The organism is Streptomyces sp. NPDC008163, from assembly GCF_042956885.1.
GTDB classification, from domain to species: domain Bacteria; phylum Actinomycetota; class Actinomycetes; order Streptomycetales; family Streptomycetaceae; genus Streptomyces; species Streptomyces drozdowiczii_A.
This window is the reverse complement of the sequence record NZ_JBIBHG010000001.1, coordinates 1-20,407: the sequence shown is the minus strand read 5'-3', so window position 1 is coordinate 20,407 and position 20,407 is coordinate 1. Positions and strand designations below refer to the sequence as shown.

Below are 20,407 nucleotides of genomic sequence, written 5' to 3'. Positions count from 1 at the left end.
CGTACTGAAACTGCGCCCACCTGTAATGTTTTTGCCACTCGATAACGACTACTTGCAGCTCGTCCGGCGCGACAGCTAGGTTCGCCCGCAGTCGAGCGAGTGGAGAAACACGTGCAGAGGGACCTCGCGCGGGTCGAGTACCGGGACGTCGTCTTCGCGGAGATCGACGGCTACCGCCCGCTGCTCCTCGACCTGACCGTGCCGGCCGACGCCCCCGCTCCCGTGCCGCTGCTGATCTGGATCCACGGCGGCGCCTGGCGCGTCGGCTCGCCGCGGGTCGGCGATTCCTGGCTGGGCGTCGCGGACCCGGTCGGGGCCGCGCTGGCCGCCGGATACGCCGTGGCCACCGTCCAGTACCGGTTCAGCGGCGAGGCGCACTACCCCGCGCAGCGCGACGACGTCCGCGCGGCGGTCGCCGCCCTGCGCCGCCTCGCGCCGGAAGCGGGGCTGGACCCCGCGCGGTTCGGGGCGTGGGGCGAGTCGGCGGGCGGCCACCTCGCCGCCGTACTCGGGCTCGACCGGCGGGAGGCGGAGCCCGATTCAGAGGTTCAGGCTGTCGTGGCGTGGTACGCGCCGAGCGACCTCACCACCCTGGGGCGCGCCCCCGGCTCACCGGAGAGCCTGCTCCTCGGCCCGGCCGCCGAGCAGGAGGAGGCCCGCAGGCTGGCCGGGCCGTTGGCCCACGTGTCCCCGGCCGCGCCGCCCACGCTGCTCCTGCACGGCGACGCGGACAAGCTCGTCCCGTGCGACCAGAGCCGCAGGTTCGCGGACGCGCTCACGGCTGCGGGCGCCATCGCCGAGTTCGTCGTCGTCCCGGGGGCCGGTCATTGTTTCGATGGGGCGGATCTGCGGGAACCCGTACGTCTCAGCCTGGACTTCTTCGACCGCCACCTGTGAGCGGCTCCGGGCTTCCCCGCGCGCCCCGAGCCGAAACGCACCGCCCCCGGCCTCACCGCTCCGGGAACCGCTCCCCGCACGCGCTGCAGAACACCGGTGCCGGCTCCGGGGACATCCGCCCGCACTCCGGGCACACCCGGTCCAGCGCGCAGGGGGCCTCGCCGCCCTCCCCCGCGTACACCGTCGGCTTGAGCGTGAGGCCGGGGCGGCGGCGGTGGACCGTCAGGTAGGCGAGGCCGTCCGGGCCCGCCGTCAGGGAGCGGCGCGAGGTGCGGGGCAGCCACGTGACCGTGCTCGGGGCCAGCGTCAGCGGCGCGGAACCGTCGCCGGGCACCAGCAGGCCGCCGCCCGCGAGGACGACCAGCAGCACGTCGAGCACGTCCTCCTGGTGCTCCCCGACCTCCGCGCCCGGCGGCAGCCGCACGAGGTTCGCGTCCAGTTCCCTCCCCCGCCGGTCGAGCTGCCACAGGGCGCCCCGGTCCATGGGGGATGCGGCGGCGAGCAGGTCGTCCAGTACGGCGAGTACCTCGGGGGTCGCGTTCACGCCGCCCAGGCTACGACCGCGTACCCCTAAGCTGTACCGCTGCCGAGCGAGGAGACACCGCGTCATGCGCGACGAGACATATCCCCCGATCGAGCCCCACGACCACGGTTCGCTCGACGTCGGCGACGGCAACCGCGTGTACTGGGAGGTCTGCGGCAACCCCGCCGGGAAGCCCGCCCTCGTCGTCCACGGCGGCCCCGGCTCCGGCTGCACCGAGCGGCCCCGGCAGTACTTCGACCCGGAGCGCTACCGCGTCGTCCTCTTCGACCAGCGCAACTGCGGCCGCTCCACCCCGCACGCGAGCGACCCGGCCGTCGACCTGCGGCACAACACCACGGACCACCTGATCGCCGACATGGAACGCCTCCGCGCCCACCTCGGGATCGACCGCTGGCTGCTGTACGGGGGTTCCTGGGGCTCCACGCTGATCCTGGCGTACGCGGAGCTTCACCCGGAGCGGGTGAGCGAGATCGTGATCCCGGCGGTGACCACGACCCGCCGCTCCGAGATCGACTGGCTGTACCGCGGCGCCGGCCTCTTCTACCCGGAGGCGTGGGACCGCTTCCGGGCCCACGTCCCGGAGGCCGCCGGCAACGCGACCCCGGATGTGCTCGCCGCCTACGCCCGGCGCACCGCGGACCCCGATCCGGAGGTACGGGCGCGGGCGACGGCGGAGTGGTGCGCCTGGGAGGACGCGGTGCTGTCCGGCGAGGCGTACGCGGGCCCGCCCCCGTACAGCGGGCGGCCCGGCCGGGCGCAGGCGGCGCTGGTGCGGATCTGCTCGCACTACTTCTCGCACGGCGCCTGGCTGGAGGAGGGCCGGCTGATCCGCGACGCGGGGCGGCTGGCCGGGATTCCCGGGGTGCTGGTGCACGGGCGGCGGGACATGGGCGGGCCGCTCGGCACGGCGTGGGAGCTGGCCAGGGCGTGGCCGGGCGCGGAGCTGACGGTGATCGAGGACGCGGGGCACCTGGGCGGGGCGGCGACCAGCCGGGCGGTCCTCACGGCACTCGACCGGTTCGCGGGGGCGTGATCCCCGCATGCGCGGAGCGACACGCTTGCTTCGAGCGCGCTCGAAGGAGTTGGCTTGGGGTCCATGAAGTACACGCAGCTCGGACGCACCGGACTCAAGGTAAGCCGCCTCGTCCTGGGGACGATGAACTTCGGCCCCCAGACCAACGAGAGCGACAGTCACGACCTCATGGACGCCGCGCTGGACGCCGGCGTCAACTTCTTCGACACCGCGAACGTCTACGGCTGGGGCGAGAACAAGGGCCGCACCGAGGAGATCCTCGGCACCTGGTTCGCCAAGGGCGGCGACCGCCGCGACAAGGTCGTGCTCGCCACCAAGGTCTACGGCAACATGGGCGCCGACGGCGAGGCGTGGCCCAACCACGACAAGCTGTCCGCCGTCAACATCCGCCGGGCCGTCGACGCCAGCCTGAAGCGGCTCCAGACGGACCACATCGACCTGTACCAGTTCCACCACGTCGACCGGGACACCCCGATCGAGGAGATCTGGCAGGCCATCGACGTACTGGTCCAGCAGGGCAAGATCCTGTACGCCGGTTCCTCGAACTTCTCCGGCTACAAGATCGCCCAGGCCAACGAGCGCGCCCGGCAGCGCGGCAGCTACGGCCTGGTCAGCGAGCAGTGCATCTACAACCTGATGGAACGCGGCGCCGAGATGGAGGTCATCCCGGCCGCCCAGGAGTACGGCCTCGGCGTCATCCCGTGGTCGCCGTTGCACGGCGGCCTGCTCGGCGGCGCGATCCGCAAGGAGCGCGAGGGCGGCGGCGCCCGCTCCACCTCCGGCCGCTCCGGCGACGCACTGGCCGACCCGAAGGTGCGGGCGCAGATCCAGGCGTACGAGGACCTGCTCGGCAAGCACGGCCTGGAGCCCGGTGAGGTGGGCCTCGCCTGGCTGCTGACGCGGCCCGGGATCACCGGCCCGATCTCCGGCCCGCGCACGCGGGAGCAGCTCGACTCGGCGCTGCGCGCGGTGGAGCTGGAGCTGTCGGCGGAGGTGCTGGACGCGCTGGAGGAGATCTTCCCCGGTCCGGGCCCGTCGCCGGAGAACTTCGCCTGGTAGAGGCGCCCGTCAGCCGACGGCGGCCGCCACGGCGACGACGGCGAACATCAGTACGAGCACGGCCGCCATGATGCGGTTTCTGGTCTTCGGGTCCACCCGACGAGCGTAACCGGACCTGCATGCGTGAACGCGACGCGGCCCCGCCCCCGAGAACCGGGAGCGGGGCCGCGTCGTCGCGTACGGGCGTGAATCCTTACGCCGCCGTGGCCAGCTGCTCGCGCTGGACGAAGCGGACGTGCGGGCGGCCCGGGCGCAGGTCCACCTTGAGGCGCAGACCGCCGAGACGGGCCAGGATCACGCCGATGCCGACCGCAGCCGCGAGGGACAGCGCGCCGCCGACCACCATGCCGGTGCGGGCACCGTACGCGTCGCTGATCCAGCCGACGATCGGGGCGCCCACCGGCGTACCCCCGGCGAAGACCATCATGTAGAGGCTCATCACCCGGCCGCGCATGGCCGGGTCCGATGCCATCTGGACGCTGGTGTTGGCGCTGATGTTGGTCGTCAGGCCGATCATGCCGATGGGGACGAGCAGGACCGCGAAGACCCAGACGTTCGGCGCGAGCGCCGCGACGATCTCCAGCAGGCCGAACGCCGTGCCGGCGGCGACCAGCATCCGCAGCCGCGAGGAGCGGCGGCGGGCGGCGAGCAGGGCACCGGCCAGCGAGCCGGCGGCCATGAGGATGTTGAAGAACGAGTACATCCCGGCGCCGCCGTGGAAGATCTCGTCCGCGAAGGCCGTCAGCCAGATCGGGAAGTTGAAGCCGAAGGTGCCGACGAAGCCGACCAGGACGATCGGCCAGATCAGCTCGGGGCGTCCGGAGACGTACCGCAGCCCCTCACGGAGCTGGCCCTTCGCACGCGGCACGATGACCGACTTGTGGAGCTCGCTCGGCCGCATCATCATCAGGCCGACGAGCGGGGCGAGGAAAGACAGGCCGTTGAACATGAAGGCCCAGCCGCTGCCGACCGTGGTGATCAGCACACCCGCGACGGCGGGACCGATGAGCCGGGCCGACTGGAAGTTCGCCGAGTTCAGGCTGACCGCGTTGCGCAGCTGCGCGGGGCCGACCATCTCGGACACGAACGCCTGCCGGGCCGGGTTGTCGACCACGGTGACCATGCCGAGCAGGAACGCGATCAGATAGACGTGCCAGACCTGCACCACGCCGGAGAGCGTGAGCACGGCGAGCACGACACCGCAGGCGCCCAGGGCGGCCTGGCTGACGAGCAGGAGCTTGCGCTTCGGCAGCCGGTCGGCGATGACGCCGCCGTACAGACCGAACAGCAGCATGGGGAGGAACTGGAGCGCCGTGGTGATGCCCACGGCGGCGGCGGACCCGGTGAGGCTCAGAACGAGCCAGTCCTGCGTGATGCGGGACATCCAGGTACCGGTGTTGGAGATCACGGCGCCCGTGGCGAACAGGCGGTAGTTGCGGATCTTCAGCGACGAGAAGGTCCCGCCGGTCTTGCTCTCGTGGGTGGAAGTCGGTGCGGGGGCGGAGTCTGCTCCGGATCCCGTACTCAAAAGGGTTCGCCTCCTCGGCGTGGACATCTTGCTGGTCGACGGGGACGGAGTCGCGTCTCTCGGCGGAGACGCGGCTCTCACAGGTGGGCGAGCTTCTCCAGCACGGGCGCCGCGTTGCGCAGCGTCTCCCACTCGTCCTCGTCCAGGCCCTCGGCGAGCGTGGTCAGCCAGGCGTTCCGCTTCTTGCGGCTCTCGGCGAGCATGGCCTCGGCCTGCTCGGTCTGGCTGACCATCTTCTGACGACGGTCATCGGGGTGCGGTTCCAGCCTGACCAGACCCTTCGATTCCAGCAAGGCGACGATGCGGGTCATCGACGGCGGCTGGACGTGCTCCTTGCGGGCGAGCTCACCCGGAGTGGCGGAACCACAACGGGCGAGCGTCCCGAGCACCGACATCTCGGTCGGGCTCAGCGACTCGTCGACGCGCTGGTGCTTCAGGCGCCGGCCGAGCAGCATGACGGCGGAACGGAGGGAGCTCACGGCGGCGGCACTGTCGCTGTCGTGGATCAGGTCAGGCATGTTTGTTAGCGTAACTCATTACCTACTCTAAAGACCACTTGTGTTACACGCGCGTAAGCGGGATCACCTCCGCCGGATGGGCCGGATCACCAATCGATCACCCAAACGAGTGAGGCGGTGGCGGAAAATCTCGCGCGGCGGGCCCGTGGGGCGTAACCCTGCTTGGCATGGGATCGACAGTGCTCAGCCTGCGCATAGACGGTGAGCTGCTCGACCGGCTCAAGCAGCATGCCGCAAAACGCGGAATGAGCGTCCAGGACTACGTGGTCCGGACGCTCATTCGCGACGACTTCGACGAGCGCTTTCAGACGGCTGTCGAGGAGACGGAGAAGTTCTACGGGCAGGAGAAGCTCTGCCCGGCGGACGGCGTCCCGGCCGAGGAGGTCAACTGACCCCCGGGGCCGGTCCGCGCACCGCCCTTACGTGAGGCCGAGCGCCGGCATCATGTAGTAGAAGACGAAGACCGCCGACACCGCGTACATCGCGGCGGGCACCTCGCGGCCCCGGCCGGAGGCCAGGCGCAGCACGGTGAAGGCGATGAAGCCGATGCCGATGCCGTTGGTGATCGAGTACGTGAACGGCATCATGACCATCGCGAGGAACGCCGGGATCGCGAGCGTGAAGTCGCTCCAGTCGATGTCCCGCACCGAGCCCGCGATGATCAGGAAGCCCACCGCCAGCAGGGCGGGGGTCGCCGCCTGCGAGGGGACCATGGTCGCCAGCGGCGTGAGGAACAGCGCCACCGTGAACAGCAGGCCCGTGACGATGCTCGCCAGACCCGTGCGGGCCCCCTCGCCGACGCCCGCCGTGGACTCCACGAAGCAGGTCGAGGCGGAGGAGGAGCTGGCACCGCCCGCGGCGACCGCGACACCGTCCACGAAGAGCACCCGGTTGATGCCCGGGAAGTTGCCGTTGGCGTCCGTCAGCTTCGCCTCGTCGCCGACACCCAGGATGGTGCCCATCGCGTCGAAGAAGCAGGACAGCAGCACGGTGAAGACGAACAGGATGCCGGTCAGCACGCCCACCTTGTGGAAGCCGCCGAACAGGCTGAAGTGACCCAGCAGCCCGAAGTCCGGCGTGGCCACGGGGTTGCCCGGCCACTCCGGCACGGTCAGCCCCCACGCCTCGCCCGGCAGGTCCGCGACCGCGTCGATGATCAGCGCGACGACGGTCATCGCCACGATGGAGATCAGGATCGCGCCCGGGACCTTGCGGACGATCAGGATCAGGGTGAGCAGCGCGCCCAGCACGAAGACCAGGACCGGCCAGCCGTTGAGGTGACCGTCGGAGCCGAGCTGGAGCGGCACGGTGGTGTGCGCGACGTCCGGGATGCGGGAGACGAAGCCCGAGTCGACCAGGCCGATGAGCAGGATGAACAGGCCGATACCGATCGCGATGCCCTTGCGCAGCGAGCCCGGTACGGCGTTCATCACGCGCTCCCGCAGCCCGGTCGCGACCAGCAGCATGACCACGATGCCCGCGAGGACCACCATGCCCATGGCGTCGGGCCAGCTCATCCGGGGGGCGAGCTGGAGGGCGACGACGGTGTTGACGCCGAGGCCCGCGGCCAGCGCGATCGGCACGTTGCCGATGACGCCCATGAGCAGCGTGGAGAACGCGGCGGTGAGCACGGTCGCGGTGACCAGCTGGCCGCCGTCGAGCTGGTGGCCGTACATGTCCTTCGCGCTGCCCAGGATGATCGGGTTCAGCACGATGATGTAGGCCATCGCGAAGAAGGTCGCGAATCCGCCACGGATCTCGCGGGCTACCGACGACCCCCGCTCGGAGATCTTGAAGAAGCCGTCCAGGCCGCCGGAGGACGGGGAGGGCGGAGGCGGCGTGGCGTCGACCTTAGCGGGGGCCGAGGGGGACATGTATGACCTCAGTCAGGGTGCGTAGAGGGGTTCAAAAGCGGTCGGCTTTGGACTTTCACACGAATAATTCGAGCCAGCCATAAGCAGATTCAGTATGAATACATAAGGCGAAGATCGCTATCTCCGCGCGTAGACCCATGGGCCGACTGGCCCGACGAGGCGAAGTGGTCGCGCGACACGCTGGTTGTGTTGCGCGACCTAACATGTCTGCATGACGAAGTGGACACCCAAGCACGAGGCGCCGGAGCCCCTGGAGGGCCCGGTCGTCGCGACCATCACCGGCGGCACGATCCTCTGGTTCGTCCTCTTCCTCGTCCAGATCCCGTTCTACAACTGGTACGACGACCACGGCCACCTGTGGTGGGTGTGGACCTGCCTGGCCGGCGCGGGCCTCGGCCTGATCGGCATCTGGTACGTACGGGGGCGGGACGCGGCCCTCAAGCGCGCGGCGGCGGCAGCGGCGGCGGATCCACAGGCCGACTGAGGCGGAGCCCCGTACCGTCGAACCATGACGCAGCGGGCATCCGAACTTTCCGGGGGGCAGCGCACCGGCGCCTCCGGGCGCGGGCTCACCTCGGCCGAGGTCGCCGAGCGGATCTCGCGGGGCGAGGTCAACGACGTACCGGTGCGGTCCTCGCGGTCGCTGACCGAGATCGTCCGGGCCAACGTCTTCACCCGGTTCAACCTGATCATCGGCGTGCTCTGGGTGATCATGCTGGCCGTCGCGCCGATCCAGGACAGCCTGTTCGGCTTCGTGATCATCGCCAACACCGGCATCGGCATCGTGCAGGAGTGGCGGGCCAAGAAGACCCTGGACAGCCTCGCGGTCATCGGTGAGTCGAAACCCGTCGTCCGGCGCGACGGGAGATCCGCCGAGATCCACACCTCCGAGATCGTCCTCGGCGACCTGGTCGAGCTGGGCCCCGGGGACAAGGTCGTCGTGGACGGCACGGTCGCCGAGGCGGACGGGCTGGAGATCGACGAGTCCCTGCTCACCGGCGAGGCCGACCCGGTCCTCAAGAAGACCGGCGACACGGTGATGTCCGGCAGCTTCGTCGTCGCCGGGGGCGGCGCGTTCACCGCGACGAAGGTGGGGCGCGAGGCGTACGCGGCGCAGCTCGCCGAGGAGGCGTCCCGCTTCACGCTCGTCCGGTCCGAGCTGCGCAGCGGCATCTCGACCATCCTGAAGTACATCACCTGGATGATGGTGCCGACCGCGACCGCCCTGGTGATCAGCCAGCTGGTGGTCAAGGAGCACAACTTCAAGGACTCCGTCGCCCGCACGGTCGGCGGGATCGTCCCGATGATCCCGGAGGGGCTGGTCCTGCTGACCTCGGTCGCCTTCGCGATCGGGGTCGTGCGCCTGGGCCGCAAGCAGTGCCTGGTGCAGGAGCTGCCCGCCATCGAGGGCCTGGCCCGGGTCGACGTGGTCTGCCTGGACAAGACCGGCACGCTCACCGAGGGCGGCATGGACGTCACGGAGCTGCGTCCGCTGGGCGGTGCCGAGGAACCGTATCTGCGCCGCGTCCTGGCGGCCTTCGGCGCGTCCGAGCCCCGACCCAACGCCAGCCTCCAGGCCATCGTCGACGCCTACCCGGCCCCGGAGAACGCCCCGGAGGACACCCCGCAGAACGCCCCGGCGGACGGCGCCTGGACGACCACCGGGACCCTGCCGTTCTCCTCCGCCCGCAAGTACAGCGGCGCCGCGTTCACCGAGGACGGCGGCGCCTCCTCCGCCTGGCTGCTCGGCGCGCCGGACGTGCTGCTGTCCGAGGACGACCCGGCGCTCGCGGAGATCGGGCAGCTCAACGAGCAGGGCCTGCGGGTGCTGCTGCTGGCCCGGGCGCGGGGCGGACTGGACGCGCCGGACGCGGCCCGGGGGGCTGACCCGGCCGCCCTCGTCGTGCTGGAACAGCGGCTGCGGCCCGACGCGGGACAGACCCTCGCGTACTTCGGCGAGCAGCGGGTCGCGACGAAGGTGATCTCCGGCGACAACGCGGTCTCGGTCGGCGCGGTCGCCGCGAAGCTCGGCATGGAGGGCGCGGAGCACCCGTTGGACGCGCGCAGGCTCCCGAAGGGCACCGACGAGATGGCCTCCGCGATGGAGCAGAACGCGGTGTTCGGCCGGGTCACCCCGCAGCAGAAGCGGGAGATGGTCGCCGCGCTCCAGTCACGCGGCCACACGGTCGCGATGACCGGCGACGGCGTCAACGACGTCCTCGCCCTGAAGGACGCCGACATCGGCGTCTCCATGGGCTCGGGCTCCGAGGCGACGCGCGCGGTCGCCCAGATCGTGCTGCTGAACAACAGCTTCGCGACCCTGCCGTCCGTGGTCGCCGAGGGCCGCCGCGTGATCGGCAACATCACCCGGGTCGCGACCCTGTTCCTGACGAAGACCGTGTACTCGGTGCTGCTGGCCGTCCTGGTGGTCTGCTTCCAGGTCGAGTACCCGTTCCTGCCGCGCCATCTGACGCTGCTGTCCACGCTGACGATCGGCGTCCCGGCGTTCTTCCTGGCCCTCGCCCCGAACAAGGAGCGCGCGCATCCGCACTTCGTGCGCCGCGTCATGCGGTACGCGATCCCCTCGGGCGTCATCTGCGCCGCCGCGACCTTCGTGATGTACCTGGTCGCCCGCCACCACTACTCCGGTACGGGCGCGCTGGACGCGGAGACGAGCGCGGCGACGCTCACGCTGTTCCTGGTCTCGATGTGGGTCCTGGCGATCATCGCCCGCCCGTACACCTGGTGGCGGATCTGCCTGGTGGCCGCGATGGGCCTGGCGTTCCTGGTGGTGCTCGCGGTGCCGTGGCTCCAGGACTTCTTCGCGCTGAAACTGGTGGGCACGCAGATGCCGTGGACGGCGGTGGGCATCGCGGTGGTGGCGTCGGTGGCGCTGGAGTACGCGTGGCGGCTGGTGGGCCGCCGCTTCGGGGGGTGAGGCGGCGGCCCTGGCCGGGCTACTTCACGTCGACGTAGTCGCCCGTGGCGGTGGCGGCCGGGGTGGTGGACGTACCGGCGAAGCTGTAGCGCCAGTAGCCGTCGACCGTGGCCTTCACGGTCGTCTTGGCGTCACCCTTGTTGTTCGTCCTGACGGTCTTCACCGTGGTGTACGTGCTGCTGCCCTTCTTGCGGAACTGCAGCTTCACGGACTGGCTGGTGTAGCCGTGGTACTTGTAGTCGTCCCAGTTGGCCCGCGAGAGCCAGCCGGTGACGGTGATGGTCCCGCCCTTCTTGACCGGCTCGGGCGAGGCGTTGACGGTCTGCTTCGAGGCGCGCTGCACGAGGGTGGTGCCCAGGTTGTCCTGGACGACGAAGCCGATGTCGCCCGGGTCGACGTCCTCCGGGTCCTGGCCGTTGAGCGCGACCGCGTAGCCCACGGCCTTCCACTTCGTGGCGTCGGCGTTGCCGAACAGGTCGAACTCGGGGTAGACCGCGATGTTGCCCTTGCAGGTGGCGACCGTGGCGGACACCTTCTTGCAGACGGGCGTGTCGTCGCCGTAGAACTCGTTGGCCGGGTTGTCGAACGAACCGCGGTAGAGCCCGACCTCCAGCATGAAGTCCTCGGCGAAGATGTCCACGTTCGCGGCGTGCGTCACGGTGAAGGTGGTCGGGACGCGCTTGGTGTACGTGGTCCCCACCACCAGCGGCTTGCCGCCGTTGACCGTGAACTTCGAGAAGGTGAGGTCGAGCGGACCCGGCTCGTCCGCGGATGCGGCGGAGCGGGCGCCGGACTTGGCGCCCGTGGGCGCGGCGGCGGACTGCGCCGCGCGCGCCAGCTGAGCGGTGCTGCTGCCGGTCGAACCGTGCGCGCCGTCGGCCTGGGCGGCCGACGGAAGGGCGAGAGCGGAAAGGGCCAGGGCGCCGCTGACAGCGGCCACGGTGGCACGTATGCGCATGTTCGTTCCCCAAGGTGGAGAAGGGGGCCCGCCGCGACGGTCGTCGCGCGGGCCCAATCGTCTGTGGAGCCTGGTGGCTCGACAGACGAGACGGTCCCCATCTGTGAACGGTTGTGTGTGTCCTGAGACTTTTTTGTGAAGGCGTGCTTCCGGTTCACTCGGTCGAACGATTCGCTCAGTCGAACCAGCGGTCGCGGGCCAGTTCCTCCGTCCGGGACGGGTCTTCGAGCAGCGCCGCGACCTCGAAGCGGCGGGGCCACTGGCCGGAGGCCCAGGCCAGGCCCGCCGCGACGCCCTCCAGCGTCGAGGCGTGCACCACCCCGTCCGGGGTGCGCCGCCAGTCCAGTTCCACGCCGCCCGCGCGGAGCTCGCCGTGTTCGATGTACGTCGCCGGGGTCGCCGGCCCCAGCAGCACGCGCACGGACTCGGGCACCTCGTGCGCCTCGCCGTCGCTCGTGACCTCGGCCGCCACGGTCTCGCCGAGCCGCCGCACCTGGAACAGCTCGGCCAGCTCGGCCGCGTGCGCCGGGGCGACGGGCAGCAGCGGCAGCCCCTCGGTGAGCGGCAGCAGGTCCGGCGCGTCCGCGATCACCGCGTCCGCCGCGTCCACGACGCGCACCTCGCCGTCCACGACCGCCCGCAGCTCGTCCGGCAGCGTGACCTGTTCCGGGTCGAGCGCGGACAGCGCGGTGTACAGCGCGTGCAGGTGGACGCCGGTGACCGCGCGGTCCTCGTCGGCGAGCCGGCCGAGCAGTTCGGCGGCCCCGCCCGGCTCGTCCAGGAGCGCGGCGACCGAGGTCCGTACGCCCAGGGCGCGCAGCACCTCGGCGTCCTCGAAGCCGGTCGCGTCGGCGGAGTCGTAGAGCCCCGCGAGCAGCGGATCGCCGCCGTGGGCGCGCAGGCCCGCCGGGCGGCGGCCACCCAGCACCGGGTGGCCGCGCAGCCACCAGGCGGTGTACGGGCGGACGGACTCCGTGGTGCCGTCCGGGAGCAGCACCCGGACCGGCTGCGTGAGCGCGTCCCGCAGCGGCGGCCGCGCCAGCATGGCGAGCGCCTGCGGCCAGGCGTCGTCGTCCACCAGGTCCAGATCGCGTACGGCGACCAGCTCGGTGGCGACCGGCGGCACCGGGCTGTCCGGCAACTGGTCGAGGATGTCCTCGCACCACACGTCCACCGCGTCGAGCAGCCCGGCGTCGTCCGGCTCCGCGAAGTCGCTGTCACGCGGTTCCAGTTCGTCCGGGTCCAGCACCACGTCGGCGGCCCGTACGAGCGCGAAGGTGGCGAGCACCCCGCAGGCGGTCAGCGGCTGTTCGCCCCAGCGCTCGGCCAGCTCCGCGTCGCACAGGGCGAGTTCGCCCTCGCGCATGACCTGGGCGAACGGGCTGTCCGGCAGCACGAGTTCCCCGGCGGGGGCGAGTTCGCCGTCCTCGTCGGGCAGCGCGAGCGCGCCGAGCCAGGACTCCTCGCCCGGTTCCAGGGCGGCGTCGCGGACCAGGGTGAGCACGGTCTCCACCAGCTCGTCGCCGTCGAGCGCGTCCTCGTCCCAGATCTCCCCCGCGTCCAGCGACCCGGCGACGGCCGCCCGCACCTGCGGGGTCGTCAGCACGGCGCGCGGCGTGGCGGGCAGGGCCCCCAGCTTCTCCAGGAGCGGATGCGCGGCGTCCGGGTGCGCGACCTTGAGCCCGAGCCGGCCGAGGCGGTCGAGGACGGGGCCGGAGAGGGCGTCGGGGAGCGGGAGGAGGACCTGCCGGGGGCCGATGGTGGTGCGGGGGAGCGCGGGCGCTCCGGGGTCGCCGGAGGGGGCCTCCGGGCCGCCCCCGGCCAGTCCCGTACCCGCACCCGCCAGCGGGACCGGGAGGCCCGAGAGGCGGTCCGGGTCGACCCCGGCCAGGCTGTCGTAGAGCCGCCGCCACCAGGCGGGTTCGCGTTCCAGGCCGGCCAGGCGGTCGATCGCCTCGGTCAGCGGGACCCGGGCGACGCCGAGCGTGCGCAGCTCGACGCGCCGTTCCAGGCCGGCCGGGAGCAGGCACGGCAGCACCTCGGCCAGCACGGCGACGGTCAGGGCCCCGGCGCCCTCCACCACCTCGGCCTCGACCGGGCGCAGCCCGACGGTGTCCTTGCGGACGCCCTCGTCCCAGTCCTCCCAGCGCTCCGGTTCTCGCGGGGCGGCGGGCTCCAGGAACGCCACGCGCGGCAGCCGCTCCAGGATCGCGCCGCGCAGGGCGCCGTCCAGCACGCCCTGGCCGAGGGGGCCCGGGACCAGGGCGATCGTCGCGACGGACACCGGCTCCCAGTCGCCGAGCAGCTCCGCGTACGCGTCGGCGGCGCGCTGCACCAGGAAGTCGGTGAGCGGTCCGGGGGCGGGGTGCCTGCGGGTGGTGTCCAGCGGCAGCGAGGCGATGAGCAGCGCGGGCAGCCCGAGCGGTTCGTCGGTGGGCGTCGGCGCGTGCACGACGGGTGCGGTACGAGGGTGGACCGGGGCGCCGTCCGCGTCGACCGGGACGGCCCAGGTCACCGACCAGTGCGGGCGGAGGCGTTCCTCCAGCGGGCGGTCGGCGAGGAGTTCGGGCCCGATCGGGCCGTGGTGGACGGCGGTGCGCCAGCGGTGCGTACCGTGCGCGGAGTCCTCGATGTGCGTGTACGGGCCGTGCTGGAAGCGGCGGAGGGTGCGTACGCCCTCCGGGGTCTCGACGACGACCTCTTCGAGCCCGGCCAGGGTGAGGAGCAGGGCGTCGTCCACGGCGGCCAGCAGCCGTTCGACCAGGTCCTCGGCGACGCCGTCGCGCAGCGGCAGCACGACGACGGTGTCGTAGCCGTCGGGCGCGGTGCCCTCGGCGGGCAGCGGGAGGCGCAGCAGCGGTACGTGGCCGTCGCGGCGGCGCAGCTCGTCGCCGAGTCCGGGGCTGCCGACGGCGGCCTCCCGGGCGAGCTCGCGGGCCTCGGGGAGGGACCAGCGGACGCCGCCGTGCCGGCCCGTGATCGCCGGCTCGTCGCTCACCGCGAGGACGGCGGCGAACCCGACGCCGAACCGGCCCACGGCGCCCTCGTGCCCTTCCCGCTTCGCGGAGGCGCGCAGGGTGGACAGCGATTCGACGCCGGTGGCGTCCAGGGGGGCGCCGGTGTTCGCGGCGGCGAGGACGGCGGGGGTGCCGGCCCCTGCGGGGTGCAGCGTGAGCCTGAGGCGGCCGGGGGTGCCGGCGCGGGCCGCGGCGTCGGCGGCGTTCTGGGCCAGCTCGACCACGAGGCGGTCGCGGTAGCCGCCGAGCGCGAGGTCTTCCTCGGCGTTGGCGTCCTCCCGGAACCGGGCGGGTCCGGCGCCCCAGGCGGCGAGCACGCCGCGCCGCAACCGCGCGGTGCCGAACGGATCGCCCTCCGTCGCGTTGATGCCCATGCGCGTGCTCCCTCTGCCGGTGCGGTGTCACGTACCCCGCGAAGCTACCGGGTACAGCCCGGGCCCTCCGACTCCCCGCCCCCCGGGGTGCACGCCCCCCACCTCAAGGCTTCCGTCCTCAACGCCGGACGGGCTGGATGTGGCCGGTGCGCGTCGACAGAGGCTCGCGAGCCGGCAGCGAGCCTCAACCGGCCCGCACCCGGGAGCCCGCACCGGCACAATCGAAGCCCGTCCGGCGCTTGCGGACGGAACCGGTTCCCCGGGGAAGCCCGAGACCGCGTGGGCCCCGGGCAGCGCCCGGCTACGCGTGGCCCAGGTCCTCCGGCGAAGCCGAATCGTGCAGCGGATACTCATCCACCCGCACCGTGTCCAACCGATGCGGCACCGCCGCAGGCGGCTTCGGCATCACCGCCGCCTCCGAATGCCCCCCGCACCCGTACGACAGCGACACCACATGCCCGTCCGCCGGACCGAACTCGTTCGCGCACACCCCGAACGCCTGACGCAGCGAGCCCGCCAGCGGCATCAGGAAGGCACAGGAGGCGCACGACGCCGGCGCGGCCTGCGCCATCGGTGTCTTCGGGCCGAACTCCTCGTCCCAGCGGTCCGCCGCCGAGTGCAGCCCGTAACGCGACAGCACCCGCGCCCGCCGCATGCCCAGCTCGTCCGCCACCGCCGCGATCGATCCGCGCGCGGCCGGATCCGGGCGCGTCGTCAGCTCCGCGTCCTCGACGTCCACCAGGTCGGCCAGCTCATCCGTGGCCGGCGCGTTCGGCAGCGGCTCGTCCGCCCCCGTGTACCCGGGTTCGAGCCGCAGGTCGTCCGCCTCGGTCGGCAGCAGGTCGCCGGGGCCCATGTCCCCCGGCCGCAGCCGCTCGCTCCACGGCACCCACTCCGGCGCGAGCAGCGCGTCGGAGCCCGGCAGCAGCACCGTCTCGTCCAGGGTGACGTTCTTCGCGCGGGAGGCCCGGGCCACCGTCACGGCCCAGCGCCAGCCCCGGTAGCCGGGGTCCTTGCACTCGAAATAATGCGTGACGACCCGGTCCCCCTCGGAGACCACCGCCACATGCTCACCCACGATCCCCGGCGCGGCCGCCTCCTCCGCCGCCGCGCGGGCGAGGTCTACCGCCTCGGCGCACAGACGGTCGGGAGCGGGGGTACGGGCGGTCCGGGCCGTACGGCCTCGCGTCGTCGCAGCACTCACAGGTCTCGCTTCTCTCCTACGCCAGTCTCACGAGCGCGCCAGCACATCGACCATCGATTTCGGCCATACGGTCGCGGACGGAGCGGACCTGGGGGCCGCGTCGACGTCCACACCCGTTGAGCCAACCTCGGGCACGCCTTCCGCAATCCATTCTGCGGGATCGCCGAGAGGCGCGCGGCCGAGAACAACCGCCGGTGGCGCGCTACGCACGCTACCCTCTCCGCCGCTCCCCGCCCACCTGCCGTCCGAAACGCCGCCGTTTCCACCACCCGGCACCGACCCCGAACCGCCCCCGTGCCGGCCCCGAACCGAACTCCGACCCGGCCGTTTCGCGCCTTCGGCGCGCCGCGCGTGACCAGGCCCGACACTGACCCGACGGGGCGGTCCCGACCGCGCCCCGCGAGGATGCCGGTTCGCATCACACGGTCCTGGGGCACTATGACCAAGTGGCTTCAGCCAGGTCGCACGACGGTCCCGGCCCGCTCCGCAGTGCGGGCCGGTCGATCGGTCATGCCCTGCGCGTCCCCTTCACCGGTACCGCCCGGGGCATCCGCAAGGCGACCCACGCGCACGGCGCCGGTGAGAGCGGCCTCGGCAAGCTGATCGAGCTGCACGCGGTGAACGGCGCCGGGGACGTGATGATCACCGTCGCGCTCGCGTCCACCGTGTTCTTCTCCGTACCGACCGACCAGGCGCGCGGCCGGGTCGCGCTGTACCTCGCGGTGACGATGGCGCCGTTCATCCTGCTGGCGCCGGTCATCGGCCCGCTCCTGGACCACCTGCCGCACGGCCGCCGGGCCGCGATGGCCGGCTCCATGCTGGCGCGGGCGGTGCTGGCGCTGACCATGTCCGGCGCGGTCGCGACCGGCGACCTGGAGCTGTACCCGGCGGCGCTCGGCGTACTGGTCTGCTCGAAGGCGTACGGAGTGGTGCGCAGCGCCGTCGTACCGCGCCTGCTGCCACCGAAGTTCTCGCTGGTGAAGGCCAACTCACGGGTGACCCTCGCGGGGCTGCTGGCCACCGGGGCCGCCGCGCCGGTCGGCGCCGGGCTCCAGACGATCGGCCCGCAGTGGCCGCTGTACGGGGCGTGCGCGATCTTCGTCGGCGGCGGGATCCTGGCGTTCACGCTGCCGCCGAAGGTGGACTCGGCGAAGGGCGAAAGCCGGGCGCAGCTCGTACCGCCGCACGGCGACAACGCGCCACGCCCCTCCACGAAGGCGGGGGCCAAGTCCGGGAACAAGTCCGGCGCCAAGGGCCGCGAGCGGCGGCCGGGGCTCCGGTCGGTCGGCCCCTCCGTGCTGCACGGCCTCCAGGCCAACGCGGCGCACCGGGCGCTCTCCGGGTTCCTGATCTTCTTCCTGGCGTTCCTGCTGCGCGAGCACCCGCTCGCCGGGCAGAGCGCCGCGATCTCGCTGGGCATCGTCGGCGTGGCGGCGGGCGTCGGCAACGCGCTGGGCACGGCGGTCGGCTCCTGGCTGAAGGCGCGCGGCCCGGAGATCATCGTCGCCTCGGTACTGGGCCTGGCGCTCGGCGTCGCCGTCCTCGCGGCCATCTTCTTCTCCACCGTCATGGTCGCCGCGCTCGCCGCGACGGCGGGCCTGACGCAGGCGCTGTCGAAGCTGTCGCTGGACGCGATGATCCAGCGCGATGTTCCGGAGGAGGTGCGGACCTCCGCGTTCGCCCGCTCCGAGACGCTGCTCCAGATGGCCTGGGTGGTGGGCGGCGCGATCGGCATCGCCCTCCCCCTCAACGGCGTACTGGGCATGTCCGTCGCCGCCGGGCTGCTGGCGCTGGGTGCCTCCGCCTCCGTACGGGGGCTGCTGGGCGCCGCGCGACGCGGCTCGCCGCACCCCCGCGTGGCGTGAGCGGGAGCGACCGATAGCCTTCGGCCCATGACCGTTGCGTTCTTCTCCGGTAAGGGCCGTCGAATCGGCGTCGCTCTTGGTGCCGTGTCCGCGGGACTCCTCGTCCTCTCCGCCTGCGACAAGCCGACGCCGCTCGCCACCGTGACGGTCGGCGACAACTCGGTGAGCGCCGAGGCCGCCTGCTACAACGACGGCAAGGCCCTCAAGAACTCCGATGCCCAGAAGTGCCTGAACAAGGACGCGGAGAAGAGCATCGACGTATCGATGACCGACACGGTCCACTTCGGTGTCGACCCGGAGATCGCGGACAACGGCTGGACCCTCTTCGTCGACGGCCAGCGCGGCGAGCCGGAGCCCTCCAAGAAGACCTACCGGTCCATCACGGGCAGCGCGTTCTTCTCCAGCCAGAGCCAGACCGGCGAGGCCCCGAAGAACACGCAGATCAGCATCGTGGAGACCAAGGGCGCGAAGGTCATCGGCATCTGGCACTTCAAGCTGAAGAAGACCGACTGACGTGCACGTACTCGTCGTGACCGCGGTCCCGGTGGAACGGGACGCGGTCACGCGTGCGTACGGGGACGAGCCGGCGGTCCACGTGATCCGCGGCGCGGAGATCCACCGCACCGGTCCGCTGGACGTGCTCGCGGGCGGCGTCGGCCCGGCCGCCGCGGCGGCGTCGACGGCGTTCGCGCTGGCGGCCCACCCGTACGACCTGGTGGTTTCGGCGGGCATCGGCGGCGGCTTCGCACCGGCCGCCCCGGTCGGCTCGCTGGCCGTGTCCCGCCGCATCGGCGCGGCGGACCTGGGCGCCGAAACCCCGGACGGCTTCGTTCCGGTGACCGGGCTCGGCTTCGGCCGGACCTGGCACCTCCCGCCCCGCTCCCTCGTCCGCGCCGCCGCCGAGGCGACCGGGGCGACGGCCGGCGACATCCTCACCGTCTCCACCGTCACCGGCACGGCGGACCGCACCGCCGCCCTGCTGGCCGCCCACCCGCACGCGGTCGCCGAGGCCATGGAGGGCTTCGGGGTCGCGGAGGCGGCGGACCTGGCCGGCGTACCGGTCCTGGAGATCAGGGCCGTGTCGAACACCGTCGGCCCGCGCGACCGCGACGCCTGGCGCATCGGCGACGCGCTGACCGCGCTGACCGAGGCGTTCGGGAAGCTCATACCCGTACTGGAAGGCTGGACCCGCCATGACCGAGACGAATCCGCAGGCTGACGCGCTGCGCATCGCCTTCTCGCCCTGCCCGAACGACACGTTCGTCTTCGACGCCTGGGCACACGGCAGGGTCCCCGGCGCACCGGCGCTGGACGTCACCTTCGCGGACATCGACATCACCAACGGCATGGCCGAGCGCGGCGAACTGGACGTGCTCAAGGTGTCGTACGCGGTGCTGCCCTGGGTCCTGGAGGAGTACGCGCTGCTGCCGTGCGGCGGTGCGCTGGGCCGGGGCTGCGGCCCGCTCGTCCTGACCCGTGAGGCGGGCACCGACCTGACCGGGAAGACGGTCGCGGTGCCGAGCGAGCGCTCGACGGCGTACCTGCTGTTCCGCCTCTGGGCTGCCGAGACGGTTCCGGGCGGGGTCGGCGAGATCGTCGTCATGCCGTTCGACGAGATCATGCCGGCGGTCCGGGACGGCAAGGTGGACGCCGGTCTGGTGATCCACGAGGCGCGCTTCACGTACCAGAACTACGGCCTGCACAACCTGGCCGACATGGGGCGGCACTGGGAGGACACCACCGGCCTGCCGATCCCGCTCGGCGCGATCATCGCCAAGCGCTCGCTGGGCGCGGACACGCTGAAGCTCCTCGCCGAATCCGCCCGCACCTCGGTCCGCATGGCCTGGGACGACCCGGAGGCCTCCCGCCCGTACGTCCAGGCCCACGCCCAGGAAATGGACCCGTCGGTCGCGGACCAGCACATCGGCCTGTACGTGAACGAGTTCACCGCGGACCTGGGCGAGGACGGCTACGCGGCGGTCCGCGGCCTGCTGACCCGCGCGGCGGCGGAGGGCCTGGTGCCGCCGCTGGCCCCGGACGCGCTGTCGTTCGGCTGAGCGCACGTTTCCCCCACATTCCCCACGCCACACACGGGGCGCGTGGTGACATGGTTGACCGGCCGGCGTATCCGAGGCCGGTACATCAACCCTGGGGGGTATCCATGCGCGTCCGCGCCGCCGCGGCCTCTGCGGCCGTCGTCCTGCTCACTCTGCTGGGCTCGGCCGCCTGCTCGACCACTTCGGACAGCGCTCCGTCGTCCGGAAACGCCGAGCAGGGGGCCCGGAGCAAGCCCGCGATCGACCCGTCGACGTGCGCGGGGCCCGTGGACAAGATCCCGGAGGAGTGCGAGATCAAGGCGTCCTTCGCGGTTGTCGAGGAGGGGGTACCCGTCGAGGGAGCGCCGACCATGGCGCCCTAGGTGTATTGACCACGAGCGTTGTTAACTCGGATCAGGTCTTGATCATGACGAAGACCTCCGGTGTGGTGGAGGTGTCTAGGCTCCACACCGCACACGGAGGTCTTCGTGTCCCACCGTAATGCCCGGCTGACCGTGCACGGCAGGCGGATCCTGGTCGAGCGCGTCCAGTCCGGCCGTCC

General features: G+C 72.2%; 18 protein-coding genes. 11 read left to right on the top strand and 7 right to left on the bottom strand.

What is annotated here, in order from left to right; translation table 11 throughout:
• Window positions 1-111 precede the first annotated feature (111 nt).
• Window positions 112-897 (top strand): alpha/beta hydrolase fold domain-containing protein, encoded by a 786-nt coding sequence (locus tag ACFZAT_RS00090; protein WP_391257913.1) that lies wholly within the window; start codon window positions 112-114, stop codon window positions 895-897.
• 52 nt (window positions 898-949) lie between these two features.
• Here ACFZAT_RS00090 and ACFZAT_RS00085 read toward each other — a convergent pair whose 3' ends face one another.
• The gene (locus ACFZAT_RS00085) at window positions 950-1,441 is read right to left on the bottom strand and encodes a hypothetical protein (RefSeq protein ID WP_391257911.1); all 492 of its coding nucleotides are present in this window, start codon (window positions 1,439-1,441) and stop codon (window positions 950-952) included.
• A gap of 64 nt (window positions 1,442-1,505) precedes the next feature.
• Here ACFZAT_RS00085 and pip point away from each other — a divergent pair, with 64 nt between their 5' ends.
• Window positions 1,506-2,474, top strand: coding sequence for a prolyl aminopeptidase (gene pip, locus ACFZAT_RS00080; protein WP_391257908.1), 969 nt, complete (start codon window positions 1,506-1,508; stop codon window positions 2,472-2,474).
• Between the two features lie 63 nt (window positions 2,475-2,537).
• On the top strand, window positions 2,538-3,533 hold the full coding sequence (locus ACFZAT_RS00075) for an aldo/keto reductase (RefSeq protein WP_391257905.1): 996 nt from the start codon (window positions 2,538-2,540) through the stop codon (window positions 3,531-3,533).
• 193 nt (window positions 3,534-3,726) lie between these two features.
• Here ACFZAT_RS00075 and ACFZAT_RS00070 read toward each other — a convergent pair whose 3' ends face one another.
• Both ACFZAT_RS00070 and ACFZAT_RS00065 read right to left on the bottom strand, forming a co-directional pair.
• A complete protein-coding gene (locus tag ACFZAT_RS00070; protein ID WP_391257902.1) occupies window positions 3,727-5,061 on the bottom strand; it encodes an MFS transporter in 1,335 nt (444 codons plus the stop codon).
• Window positions 5,062-5,138: 77 nt separating this feature from the next.
• Complete coding sequence (locus tag ACFZAT_RS00065; RefSeq protein ID WP_018101514.1) at window positions 5,139-5,579, bottom strand: MarR family winged helix-turn-helix transcriptional regulator; 441 nt, start codon at window positions 5,577-5,579, stop codon at window positions 5,139-5,141.
• Between the two features lie 167 nt (window positions 5,580-5,746).
• Between ACFZAT_RS00065 and ACFZAT_RS00060 the strand changes: the two genes are divergently transcribed.
• Window positions 5,747-5,971, top strand: a complete 225-nt coding sequence (locus tag ACFZAT_RS00060) for a hypothetical protein (protein ID WP_391257898.1) — start codon at window positions 5,747-5,749, stop codon at window positions 5,969-5,971.
• Between the two features lie 27 nt (window positions 5,972-5,998).
• On the opposite strand, the gene ACFZAT_RS00055 is transcribed toward ACFZAT_RS00060, so the two are convergent.
• Complete coding sequence (locus ACFZAT_RS00055) at window positions 5,999-7,453, bottom strand: solute carrier family 23 protein (RefSeq protein WP_391257895.1); 1,455 nt, start codon at window positions 7,451-7,453, stop codon at window positions 5,999-6,001.
• 211 nt (window positions 7,454-7,664) lie between these two features.
• Between ACFZAT_RS00055 and ACFZAT_RS00050 the strand changes: the two genes are divergently transcribed.
• Together ACFZAT_RS00050 and ACFZAT_RS00045 are read left to right on the top strand one after the other, a co-directional pair.
• Window positions 7,665-7,937, top strand: a complete 273-nt coding sequence (locus tag ACFZAT_RS00050; protein WP_391257892.1) for a DUF2530 domain-containing protein — start codon at window positions 7,665-7,667, stop codon at window positions 7,935-7,937.
• Window positions 7,938-7,961: 24 nt separating this feature from the next.
• Entirely contained in the window at window positions 7,962-10,391 is a 2,430-nt protein-coding gene (locus ACFZAT_RS00045; protein ID WP_391257889.1) for an HAD-IC family P-type ATPase, read from the top strand.
• A 19-nt stretch (window positions 10,392-10,410) separates the two neighbouring features.
• Here ACFZAT_RS00045 and ACFZAT_RS00040 read toward each other — a convergent pair whose 3' ends face one another.
• From ACFZAT_RS00040 to ACFZAT_RS00030, 3 genes are all read right to left on the bottom strand, one after another.
• Window positions 10,411-11,349 (bottom strand): hypothetical protein, encoded by a 939-nt coding sequence (locus ACFZAT_RS00040; protein WP_391257886.1) that lies wholly within the window; start codon window positions 11,347-11,349, stop codon window positions 10,411-10,413.
• Window positions 11,350-11,524: 175 nt separating this feature from the next.
• Window positions 11,525-14,740 (bottom strand): sacsin N-terminal ATP-binding-like domain-containing protein, encoded by a 3,216-nt coding sequence (locus ACFZAT_RS00035; protein ID WP_391257884.1) that lies wholly within the window; start codon window positions 14,738-14,740, stop codon window positions 11,525-11,527.
• Between the two features lie 301 nt (window positions 14,741-15,041).
• On the bottom strand, window positions 15,042-15,944 hold the full coding sequence (locus tag ACFZAT_RS00030; protein ID WP_391257881.1) for a DUF3027 domain-containing protein: 903 nt from the start codon (window positions 15,942-15,944) through the stop codon (window positions 15,042-15,044).
• 446 nt (window positions 15,945-16,390) lie between these two features.
• Between ACFZAT_RS00030 and ACFZAT_RS00025 the strand changes: the two genes are divergently transcribed.
• The 5 genes from ACFZAT_RS00025 (at window position 16,391) to ACFZAT_RS00005 (ending at window position 20,228) form a co-directional block, all read left to right on the top strand.
• Window positions 16,391-17,809, top strand: a complete 1,419-nt coding sequence (locus tag ACFZAT_RS00025) for an MFS transporter (RefSeq protein WP_391257878.1) — start codon at window positions 16,391-16,393, stop codon at window positions 17,807-17,809.
• A 27-nt stretch (window positions 17,810-17,836) separates the two neighbouring features.
• On the top strand, window positions 17,837-18,322 hold the full coding sequence (locus ACFZAT_RS00020; RefSeq protein ID WP_391257875.1) for a DUF2771 domain-containing protein: 486 nt from the start codon (window positions 17,837-17,839) through the stop codon (window positions 18,320-18,322).
• 1 nt (window position 18,323) lies between these two features.
• The gene (locus ACFZAT_RS00015) at window positions 18,324-19,028 is read left to right on the top strand and encodes a futalosine hydrolase (protein ID WP_391257871.1); all 705 of its coding nucleotides are present in this window, start codon (window positions 18,324-18,326) and stop codon (window positions 19,026-19,028) included.
• Window positions 19,003-19,866, top strand: coding sequence for an MqnA/MqnD/SBP family protein (locus ACFZAT_RS00010; RefSeq protein WP_391257868.1), 864 nt, complete (start codon window positions 19,003-19,005; stop codon window positions 19,864-19,866). Before ACFZAT_RS00015 ends, ACFZAT_RS00010 begins: the two co-directional genes overlap by 26 nt.
• A gap of 104 nt (window positions 19,867-19,970) precedes the next feature.
• Complete coding sequence (locus ACFZAT_RS00005; protein ID WP_391257865.1) at window positions 19,971-20,228, top strand: hypothetical protein; 258 nt, start codon at window positions 19,971-19,973, stop codon at window positions 20,226-20,228.
• The last annotated feature ends 179 nt before the right edge of the window (window positions 20,229-20,407 follow it).